This is a genomic window from uncultured Agrococcus sp., from assembly GCF_945915485.1.
Taxonomy (GTDB): Bacteria; Actinomycetota; Actinomycetes; order Actinomycetales; family Microbacteriaceae; genus Agrococcus.
Map to the genome: position 1 here is coordinate 1 of NZ_CAMEFJ010000145.1, position 3,615 is coordinate 3,615.

Sequence of the window (3,615 nt, forward strand, 5' to 3'; positions counted from 1 at the left end):
GAGGATCGCGTCGTGCGCGAGGGCCGTGTCGCTGAGTTCGCCCATCAGCGCGGCACGATCGGCCTCGGAGGCGTCGGCGAAGAACGCGAACGCCGTCCGCGCCGCCGTCTCCATCACCGCACGAGCAGCGGTAAACGACGACGCCGTCGCCTGCAAAATCTCCGACAGAACGGCGTCTTTCGTAGCGACAGGACCATTCGTTTCGTCGCGCTCGGCTGTGATCGACTGAGGCGCACTCTGCAGGGCGCGCATGGCAGGAGATGCCTCGCTCGTGGAATCGTCGGCCCGTTGGGAGATTTCATTTGCAGTCACTTTCGCCACCTCCTCGTGGTCACTGTCACGTTCTGCTTCCGGCCGGTTGTGATCTTGCCTTACAGTATGCCCCGCACCTCCGACCTGGATAGAAGATATGTTCTATTGCAAAGACTAGACGGATCATCCGACATGAAGCCCACCCGCGCTTTACAAGAACTGCGTAGATCGCCATCCAAGCGGCGCTCATGTCGCGAGTAAAACTCCATTGGAATTGCTCCATGGTCATTATTATTAGTACATCAGTTCCCCTACAGTCTGACGCCAACGTCCGACACAAGCAACCCCGAAAGTCTCGATTGTGGACAACTTGTCAGAACGACCGCCTGTGAGGCGCGCGCACGAGCCGCGCACGAAACCACGCCGTCCTCAGAGCCGTTCTAACCAATCACGTTTCGGCTCATGTGCCAGGGTAGGCTCGACAACTGCATAGCCGAGACCGCGAAGCACTTCTGCTGCAGTCGAGGGCGAGTCGCGTACGGCTGCCGCGAGCTGACGAAGGCGGAACCGCTCACGGCCCTTCTGGAGGGCAGTCCGGTAGGTCTCCCTATGATCTAGCCCGAACTCATCGACCGCCACCTCAAGAACGTCCTCCAGACCCGGTCGAAACCTCGGACCGCCGACGGGGAAGTGAAAGCTACCAACGCGAGGCAACCTGCCCCGATTGACAAAGTCCCTCCGTCGATTCTTGGCCGCGCCACTACGACCCCCGAGGACCAACGCGGCGATGAGGTCATCCCGATGGGCGTGCACATTGATGTGAGCTGCTGGCACCTGAGACGCGTCAACTGGGTAGTCGTAGTGGAAATAGGGGGTACCGTCGCCTTCCGGCACTACGACATACGAAGACTTGATGACTTTCAACCACTTGCCGGAGCTGTCGACTGACAATTTCATGTCGATCTCGAAACGCATACGGGTCGAACCGGACACTTGCAGTTCGATTCCACGCTCTTCACTCGTCGTCAGAATGTATACGCCCGGACTGTCGCCATCTTCGACAAGATTGACACCTAGGTTTCCGGCGGGGAGAACCCCTGCAAGGGTCTCCATAATGTCGAGAGCAAACTGTTCGGCTTGCTCAGCGATGCTCAGGGCCATTAGGCAGACAGCAGGAAGCGCAGAGAGTCAAGACGTCGATATGCGACGCGTTCCTCCGCAGACAAGGCGTCCCTCTCGGCCTTTTCCCGGAGGCTGTCAAAACTACCGTGCGCGGCCTCGAGACGAGAGATCTCGCCTCGAATCTCGGCCTGACTCATGGTTGTAATAGTCGGCCGCGGCTCAGTCGAGTGGATCGTCATGTGAATCTCCTAGCGATCAGTCTAAACCCCGAATCCCGCCAGAATTCCGAAGTGTCACGGCATTCTGCGATTTCAGGGGGTTGCCGAAGCACGATACGGGCTACCTGCGACACGCACGGGTGCACAAGGGCCCGCTCTACGAAATCAATACGTTGCTCGCTACACGCTTCTCATTTTCAACTCGCACGCCGGTATCCGCCGAAAGCACTCCCGTCAGCGGCGCCGACTAGGCTCGGAGGAGCACAGCGTCGACTATTTTTCAGGGGTACACAACGGTGTTCAACCACGCTCAGTTCATTTGGTCAGCAGCCGACCTCCTGCGCGGCACGTACAAGCAGCACCAGTACGGCGACATCATCCTGCCGTTCACGGTCCTGACACGACTGGATGCCGTCCTCGCGCCGACAAAGGCTGCCGTGCTCGACGCGGTCGCCGGATACGACCCGGACGAAGAGCCGCCCTTGGCGATGCTGCGCCACAAGGCGGGCCATGAGTACTCGTTCTTCAACCGATCGCAGCACAGCCTCGGCACGCTGCAGGGCGACCCCGACAACCTTGAGGAGAACCTCCGCGATTACGTGGGCGCCTTCTCGGCTAACGTGCGCGACATCTTCGAGAAGTACAAGCTCGAAGACACGATCGTCGAACTCGCGTCGAACGACTTGCTGTTGCAGATCATGCAGCACTTCGCGAAAGCCGACCTGCACCCGAAGCACGTCGGCAACGAACAGATGGGCCACATCTTCGAAGAGCTCATTCGAAAGTTCGCCGAGGCGTCGAACGAGACCGCGGGTGAGCACTTCACGCCTCGCGAGGTCGTCGAGCTCATGGTGACACTCCTGCTCGAGGGCGACGAAGACCTCATGACTCCCGGCGTGATCCGCGACATCTACGACCCGACCGCCGGGACGGGTGGCATGCTGTCGTTCGGCGACGACAAGATCACGAACCTGAACCCGTCGGCCAAAGTGAACCTGCTTGGTCAAGAGATCAACGGCGCTTCGTACGCCATCTGCAAGGCAGACATGATCGTGAAGGAGCAGCCGATCACGAACATCGTGCACGGCAACACCCTCACGGAGCCTGCTTTCGAGGGGCGAACCTTCCACTTCGGGCTCTCGAACCCGCCCTTCGGCGTCGACTGGAAGAAGGAGCAGAAGGCTGTCAAGACCGAGCACGATGTCGCGGGCTTCAACGGCCGCTTCGGCCCCGGTCTTCCGCGCGTCTCAGACGGGTCGCTGCTCTTCCTGCTGCATTTGATTTCGAAGCTGCGCGAACCAGGGATCGGTGAGGTCGGTGGTCGCGGCGCGATCGTGCTGAACGGCTCCCCGTTGTTCACGGGAGGGGCCGGCTCCGGCGAATCGAACATTCGCAAATGGATCCTGGAACAGGATTACCTCGAAGCCATCGTCGGCCTGCCGACCGACATGTTCTACAACACCGGCATCAGCACCTACGTCTGGATCATCAACAAGAAGAAGGAGCAGCGTCGCCGCGGCAAGGTGCAGCTCATCGACGCAACCGAAATGTACGAGAAGATGCGCAAAAGCATTGGCTCGAAGCGGCGCAAGCTGTCACAGACGCACATAGAAGACATCACCGGCATCTACTCGAGGTTCGAGGAATCTGACGTCTCGAAGATCTTCAAGAACGAAGACTTCCTCTTCCGCACCATCACGGTCGAGCGACCGCTGCGCCTCAACTACGCGTTCGCCCCCGACCGCATCGAACGGGTCATGGCACTGCGCTCGGTCACCAAACTCAAGGACGCCGACCGGGCCAAGGTGCGAACAGCACTCGAACGGGGCACGGAAGCGAGCGGCGGCGTCGTCTCCACCGACCGCAAGACATTCACGGATGCCCTCGCCCGGCACCTTGACGCCGCGGATGCCGCCCTCAAGCCGGCAATGCTCACTGCAATCGTCACCGAACTCGGCGAGCAGGACGACGAGGGCGAACTCGTCATGAAGTCGGGTGCGCCGGCCCCGAGCACCGCGTTGCG

At 60.3% G+C, this 3,615-nt stretch carries 3 protein-coding genes; 1 reads left to right on the forward strand and 2 read right to left on the reverse strand.

Annotated features, from left to right (window positions below; all coding sequences use genetic code 11):
• Together Q0O95_RS13535 and Q0O95_RS13540 are read right to left on the reverse strand one after the other, a co-directional pair.
• The coding region (locus Q0O95_RS13535) for a hypothetical protein (protein WP_293699725.1) at nucleotides 1-312 on the reverse strand (312 nt) is incomplete at its 3' end.
• Nucleotides 313-681: 369 nt separating this feature from the next.
• Complete coding sequence (locus Q0O95_RS13540) at nucleotides 682-1,413, reverse strand: hypothetical protein (RefSeq protein WP_293699727.1); 732 nt, start codon at nucleotides 1,411-1,413, stop codon at nucleotides 682-684.
• A gap of 475 nt (nucleotides 1,414-1,888) precedes the next feature.
• Between Q0O95_RS13540 and Q0O95_RS13545 the strand changes: the two genes are divergently transcribed.
• A partial coding sequence (locus tag Q0O95_RS13545) for an N-6 DNA methylase (protein ID WP_293699730.1) occupies nucleotides 1,889-3,615 on the forward strand: 1,727 nt, incomplete at its 3' end.

Coding starts and splice junctions, on each gene's coding strand:
- Q0O95_RS13540 (WP_293699727.1), bottom strand. CDS start 1,413: ATGGCCCTGAGCATCGCTGAGCAAGCCGAACAGTTTGCTCTCGACATT.